This window comes from Brochothrix campestris FSL F6-1037 (assembly GCF_000525915.1).
Taxonomy (GTDB): domain Bacteria; phylum Bacillota; class Bacilli; order Lactobacillales; family Listeriaceae; genus Brochothrix; species Brochothrix campestris.
Genome location: NZ_AODH01000068.1, coordinates 1 through 6407 on the forward strand (window position 1 = coordinate 1; position 6407 = coordinate 6407).

Genomic DNA, 6407 nt, shown 5'->3' on the forward strand with positions numbered 1-6407 from the left:
TAGGGATTTTAAATTCTTCACGAAGTGAAGCTGCGCTTTCACCATTCAGAAACCGTTTAATAATTTGAATCTTTAATTCAACAGGATAAAAATTATGTTTTGACATCAGAAAACACCTCCAAATTTATTTTACCAAATTTGAGGTGCTCTTTTTTAGTTGTATCTAATTATAGTGGCAGTTTCTCCAACTGTCGGCTCTCTTTTTTATTTAATTAATGTCAGTTTTTGAATGCTGACCTCATTTGCTAACATGTCATAATTACGTTCGTTCGACCAAAATGGACCCTCGAGTCGTTCTTTCTTTTTTGATGAAAGCTTATGTTTATTTTTATAAGTAGCCTTTACTTCATAGCGATGATTGGACTGGGTCGCTTGCCAGAGTTTATCATTGAGCTTGAATTTAAAATGTTGGCTGCCAGCACCTTCAATTAAGCCTCTAATGTCGTTGGAACCCTCTTTTTCTTGGACGAGCATCACGAAGGTAACGTCAACTTGTGAGGCACTCCATCTTTGAACGCAGAAAAAAAGCACAAGCAACAAGGCGATGATTATCGTTATGAGCGGTAGACGTTTCATTAAGTATCACTCCAATCGAAGTAGCACACAGTAATATAGTTTAGTGCTTGTAATTTCTATTATATAGTTGTCGGCTTTAAAAGACAAAGGATTATACCAGACAGTGCTGATATAATCCGTGTAAGCCTATTTTTTTTTCGTTAGTAAATAAATTCCGCGTAATCATAATCAGTAAAATACTGAACAACGCACCGCCAAAAAACATTGATCCAATTTGTCCGTATAAAAAATTATTAAAGTTACGTTGGAAGATGGCTACCAGTAAAAAAGACACACTCGTCATAACGAACAGTGTTGGAATTAAAAATAAAAAGCGCTGTTTGAGAAAACGCAAATGCAATACCGTTAAGACGAGTGCGAGTAAATAAATACCGATTAATAAAAACCAAAAGTAAGTAAAGGGAGAGGTCATTCAAATCTTCCTTTCTGTTAGATGTAAAACATATAGCCACTGGAATCATCCGATTCATTATAGTTGGCTAAGTCATCAATTGTCGTTGAATCGAGCACGTCTTTAACCGCATCTCGAATACGACTCCAAAGTTCACGTTTAGCAGGTTCTTCGTTTTCGAGTCCTTCAACGAGTGAAATCGGTCCTTCAAGCAAGCGTAAAACATCACCTGCAGTAATGGTGTGAGCTTCTTTAGCTAACACATAGCCACCATAGGCACCACGGATTGAGCGGACAATGCCGGCATTACGGAGAGGTGAAATAAGTTGTTCTAAATAATGTTCACTTAAATCATGCGTTTTCGCGATTGTTTTTAAGGATGTTGGTCCTTGTCCTTCACGTTTAGCCAATTCAATCACAATGGTTAAACCATAACGTCCCTTAGTTGAAATTTTCAAGCAAAACCCTCCTACACAGTATAATATCTACTCGAATTATACCACAAATCGCCTTATCTCGGGGTTATATCGTTCTTTTAAGGTGCAGTCCACCGGATGAATGACTGAATAAGGCGATGATTTATGATAAACTAGAGAAGCAAGTAACAGAGACTCGACAAGGGCAAGGAGCTGAAAAAAATGGAAATGGATACACCGCTAGCTTATCGGATGCGTCCACAACGTCTCAGTGAGATTATTGGTCAAAGTCATCTCGTGGCACCAGGTATGATTATTGATCGGATGGTAACAGCGAAACGCTTAACATCGATGATACTGTATGGACCACCTGGAATTGGCAAAACATCAATTGCAAATGCGATTGCTGGCAGTACGAAATATGCCTTTCGCTCACTTAATGCGGTGACTAACAATAAAAAAGACCTCGAAATTGTGGCAGCTGAAGCACGGATGAGTGGCCATGTTATTTTACTGCTCGACGAAGTTCATCGCCTCGATAAAGCAAAACAGGACTTTTTACTGCCACATCTCGAAAGTGGGCGGATTATTTTGATTGGGGCGACGACGAGTAACCCTTATATTGCAATTAATCCCGCGATTCGTAGTCGGACACAAATTTTCGAATTAAAACCGTTAACGGCCGCAGAAATTGTGGTTGCGTTAGAGCGTGCCTTGGCCGATACCGAAAAAGGCCTGGGGATGTATCAAACGGAAGTCAGTGAGGCTGCGTTAGAACACTTTGCTTATAGTAGCAACGGCGATGTGCGTGGCGCACTTAATGGCCTAGAACTGGCAGTTATTTCAACCCCAGCTAACGAAGATGATAAAGTTGTGGTGACGATAGAAACAGCGGAAGTGTGTTTGCAACGTAAAAGTCTAGCGATGGATAAAGATGGTGACGGCCATTATGATGTGCTAAGTGCCTTGCAAAAAGCAATTCGCGGCAGCGATGCCGATGCGGCCTTGCATTATTTGGGGCGCCTGATTGAAGCCGGTGATTTATTTAGCATTAGCCGTCGGTTGCTCGTGATGGCATATGAAGATATTGGCTTGGCTAATCCGCAAGTAGGTGTGCATGTGTTGGCAGCCATTCAAACAGCCGAAAAAATCGGTTTCCCTGAAGCGCGCATTCCACTGGCTAATGCCGTGATCGAGTTAGCGTTGGCACCGAAGTCGAATTCTGCCTATTTAGCAATCGATGCCGCATTAAGTGATATTCGTAAAGGGGTCAGTGGTGAAATACCGGATCATCTCAAGGATGGTCACTATCGTGGCGCGGCTAAGTTAGGTCGAGCGGTCGATTATAAATATCCTCACGCCTACCCAACGACACATTTTCCCGGTTATTGGGTTAAGCAACAATACTTGCCAAATAACATCAAAAAAAAGCATTACTACTTACCGAAACGATCGGGTAAGTTCGAAAATGCTTTGGCAGACATGTATGAATTGCTTGAAAAACATAAAAAATAGCAAAAAAAAAGAACCCCGATTGTGCCGTCGATTTTCCCTAAATTTTGTACCCGCTCTTACAGCAGGTGGGTGACACTCACCGGGGCTCACAAGTCCTCATGAAAAGGCTTTTGTTCACCACGTTTTTTACGTCTCCCGTAACAAATATGTTCGGTCAAAATAAATAGGTACTCTAACGCACACATCAGGTATTCCTTATGACCTAAATATAGCACTTTTAAAAAAAGTTTAGCAACTGAAGTTCACTGAAAACTGACAGTTTTAAATTACAAACCAGAAACTTGCTTTTTAGTGATTTCTTTTTTAAAATCAATAGATATGGAAATTTAATCGTATAGCTTCAACAGCCACGATTAGTATAATAGAGGAGATGCAGTCAAGTGAAACAAATATATGTAGATCATGCCGCAACGTCACCAACACATCCTGACGTTATTACAGCAATGGTAAAGGTGATGCAATCATTACCCGGTAATCCAAGTAGTGTGCATCATTTTGGTCGCGAAGCCCGCTATGCATTAGATACAGCGCGTCACACATTAGCCCAATCGATTGGAGCTAAAGACAGCGAGTTGTTAATGACGAGTGGCGGCACCGAGAGTGATAATTTAGCGTTAATGGGGACGGCATTAGCTCGTCAACATGAAGGTAAGCATATTATTACAACAGCGATTGAACATGCTGCAGTCTTGAAAACGGCCAAAGAGTTGGAACGACAAGGGTTTGAACTGACATATTTACCTGTTTCGCGCGAGGGACAAGTGGCTCTATCAGATATCCGCGATGCCCTTCGTCCGGATACAATCTTAGTATCGATTATGTATGGCAATAACGAGGTGGGAACGGTGCAACCAATCAAAAAAATTGGTGCCTTGCTCGCGAATCATTCGGCAACATTTCATACGGATGCCGTACAGGCGTATGGCCTTGAAGCGATGAATGTCGATGACCTCCAAGTTGATTTGTTGTCGACCAGCGCGCATAAATTAAATGGTCCTCGTGGTGTTGGTTTTTTATATGTTCGTGCTCAAACGAAATTGCACGAACTAATGTACGGTGGTGATCAGGAACGTAAACGTCGTGGCGGCACTGAAAACCTTCCGGCAATTGTTGGTTTTGCAGAAGCGGTTAAAATTGCTGAAGAGACACGTGCTCAAAAACAACAAGATTACGAAGGCTTTAAACAAATTATGATAGGTGCGCTCGATGTTGCGGGCGTTGACTATGAAATTAATGGCAGTTGGGAAAATAGTTTAAGCCATATTTTAAATATTCATTTCAAACATGTCTCTGTTGAAGCCTTTTTAGTGAACCTTGATATGGCAGGAATTGCTGTTTCGAGTGGCTCGGCATGTATGGCGGGGAGCATTGAACCGTCACATGTCTTGGTGGCGATGTATGGGCCCGAAACACCAGCATTAAAAGCGAGCTTGCGCTTTAGCTTTGGCATTAATTTAACAAAAACAGCGATTGAAGCCGTAGCAGCCGAAACGGTTCGTATTTATAAACGATTGGCGAAATAAAAGGAGTGGAAATGATGGAAACGAATGATAATGCAAACACACGTGTCGTCGTGGGAATGTCTGGTGGGGTTGACTCATCAGTAACGGCGTTAATGTTAAAAGAACAAGGTTATGATGTAATTGGTGTATTCATGAAAAACTGGGACGATACCGATGAATTTGGCGTTTGTACAGCGACCGAAGATTACGAAGATGTCCGTAAAGTAGCGAATGAAATTGGCATTCCGTATTATGCCGTTAATTTTGAAAAAGAATATTGGGATAAGGTGTTTACTTACTTTTTAGCAGAATATAAATTAGGACGTACGCCTAATCCAGATGTGATGTGCAACAAAGAAATTAAATTCAAGGCCTTTTTAGAACATGCCGAAAACCTCGGTGCAGATTACGTTGCCACCGGTCACTATGCCCGTTCAGTTCGCGATGAAAACGGTGAAGTGAAGATGTTACGTGGGGTTGATAATAACAAAGATCAAACGTATTTCTTGAATCAATTGTCACAAGCACAATTAAAAAAAAGTAATGTTCCCGCTGGGTGCGATTGAAAAGCCCGAAGTACGTCGTCGTGCCGAAGAAGCAGCGTTAGCGACAGCAAAGAAAAAAGACAGTACGGGTATTTGCTTTATCGGTGAACGTAATTTCAAAGACTTTTTGAGTGAGTATTTACCAGCTCAACCAGGAAAAATGACGACGCTTGAAGGCGAAGTGATGGGTCAACATGATGGGTTGATGTATTATACGATTGGCCAACGCCAAGGCTTAGGCATTGGTGGCGAAGGTGAACCGTGGTTTGTTGTCGGTAAAGATGTAGCGAGCAATACGTTATATGTTGGTCAAGGCTTTGACCACCCGGCCCTTTTATCAACGGCTTTAATCGCCAATAAAGTGAGCTGGACGTCTAAAACACCTAAGACAGGCTCGTTTGAGTGTACAGCTAAATTCCGTTACCGCCAAACAGATGTGGCAGTGACCGTTGACGTCATCGGTGATGAAATTAAAGTGACGTTTAAAGAACCTGCTCGTGCCGTCACACCCGGTCAATCGGTCGTGCTTTATGATGGCGAAGAATGCCTCGGCGGTGCGACAATCGATCGCCTATACCGTGAGGGTGAATTGATAACGTACGTAGGCTAAAAATAACAGTGAAATCAGCTCGTTTAACTTTGAAGACATTGGAATGGAAAAGAAGAGCGACTAGTTGCCGTCGCTACTTTTCCATGAAATAGCATATAAGTTAGCTGATTGAACTAGAGGACATAACAACGTTTCTTTTCAGTCAAGTCATCTTGCAGCGAAAGTCACTTGAACTAACTTTCAAAATAAAAGCAGTTTGAAGCAGTGCGATGAGCACTGCTTTTTTTTGTCTTTCTTATTTGTCAAATTAAGCTGGACAATTGTTCTTCATTTACGTCACTCAAAAACACTTCCAATGGTGTCCGGTAATTTAATGATTTTCTTGGTATGTGATTTCTTTTTGAAGCAACAGCTGAAATGAAGTTTTGGACAACTTGGTTAAAGTCCATCTTTTTTGGCAAGCCATTTCGACGCAAAATGCCATTAGAATTTTGGTTTAGACCGCGTTGTGAAGGTGTTCCAGGATCCGCAAAATAGATAGAGATATCATTCGAGTTACTCATTTCTTTCCAGTTTGAGAATTCTTTTCCACAATCAAACGTGATTGATTTAAACATGTTTTTGGGAATAGATTGTAACCAAGCCGTCGTTGCTTTTTCGATATCTGCTGGTTTTAATGTGATAATCACTTTTTGAAAGTCGCTCAACTAACGTGATAACAGCACTTTTATGATGAACACCGACAATTGTATCACCTTCCAAGTGTCCAAATTCTTCATTGAATTGCGTATAATCAGTCAATCGTTCCGAAATATTACGCTTAAATGCTTGCCTTCCGCGACGTTCGTTGTGTCCGTTTGGCTTACGTTTACCTTTCATTGGTAGCTTTGTGATATCGAAGTCGTTCGCTTT

General features: G+C 41.3%; 5 protein-coding genes, 1 other RNA gene and 2 pseudogenes. 3 read left to right on the forward strand and 5 right to left on the reverse strand.

Going from position 1 to position 6407, the window contains the following annotated elements; translation table 11 throughout:
- Window positions 1-204 precede the first annotated feature (204 nt).
- The 3 genes from BCAMP_RS11270 to cymR all read right to left on the reverse strand — a co-directional run bounded on the left by BCAMP_RS11270 (window position 205) and on the right by cymR (window position 1425).
- A complete protein-coding gene (locus tag BCAMP_RS11270) occupies window positions 205-576 on the reverse strand; it encodes a hypothetical protein (protein WP_035315687.1) in 372 nt (123 codons plus the stop codon).
- Window positions 577-667: 91 nt separating this feature from the next.
- Window positions 668-988 carry a hypothetical protein gene (locus BCAMP_RS11275; RefSeq protein ID WP_035315688.1) on the reverse strand — a complete coding sequence of 107 codons (321 nt, stop codon included), beginning with the start codon at window positions 986-988 and terminating at the stop codon, window positions 668-670.
- Between the two features lie 17 nt (window positions 989-1005).
- A complete protein-coding gene (gene cymR / locus BCAMP_RS11280) occupies window positions 1006-1425 on the reverse strand; it encodes a cysteine metabolism transcriptional regulator CymR (protein WP_035315690.1) in 420 nt (139 codons plus the stop codon).
- Between the two features lie 186 nt (window positions 1426-1611).
- Between cymR and BCAMP_RS11285 the strand changes: the two genes are divergently transcribed.
- Entirely contained in the window at window positions 1612-2898 is a 1287-nt protein-coding gene (locus tag BCAMP_RS11285; RefSeq protein ID WP_156921236.1) for a replication-associated recombination protein A, read from the forward strand.
- Between the two features lie 8 nt (window positions 2899-2906).
- Here BCAMP_RS11285 and ssrS read toward each other — a convergent pair.
- Window positions 2907-3092, reverse strand: a non-coding RNA gene (gene ssrS / locus BCAMP_RS13240) — 6S RNA.
- A 186-nt stretch (window positions 3093-3278) separates the two neighbouring features.
- Between ssrS and BCAMP_RS11290 the strand changes: the two genes are divergently transcribed.
- Together BCAMP_RS11290 and mnmA are read left to right on the forward strand one after the other, a co-directional pair.
- Window positions 3279-4421, forward strand: coding sequence for a cysteine desulfurase family protein (locus tag BCAMP_RS11290; protein WP_035315693.1), 1143 nt, complete (start codon window positions 3279-3281; stop codon window positions 4419-4421).
- Window positions 4422-4435: 14 nt separating this feature from the next.
- Window positions 4436-5555 (forward strand): annotated as a pseudogene (gene mnmA, locus BCAMP_RS11295) (tRNA 2-thiouridine(34) synthase MnmA).
- Between the two features lie 242 nt (window positions 5556-5797).
- Here mnmA and BCAMP_RS11300 read toward each other — a convergent pair.
- A pseudogene (locus tag BCAMP_RS11300) lies at window positions 5798-6407 on the reverse strand (IS30 family transposase); the annotation flags it as partial.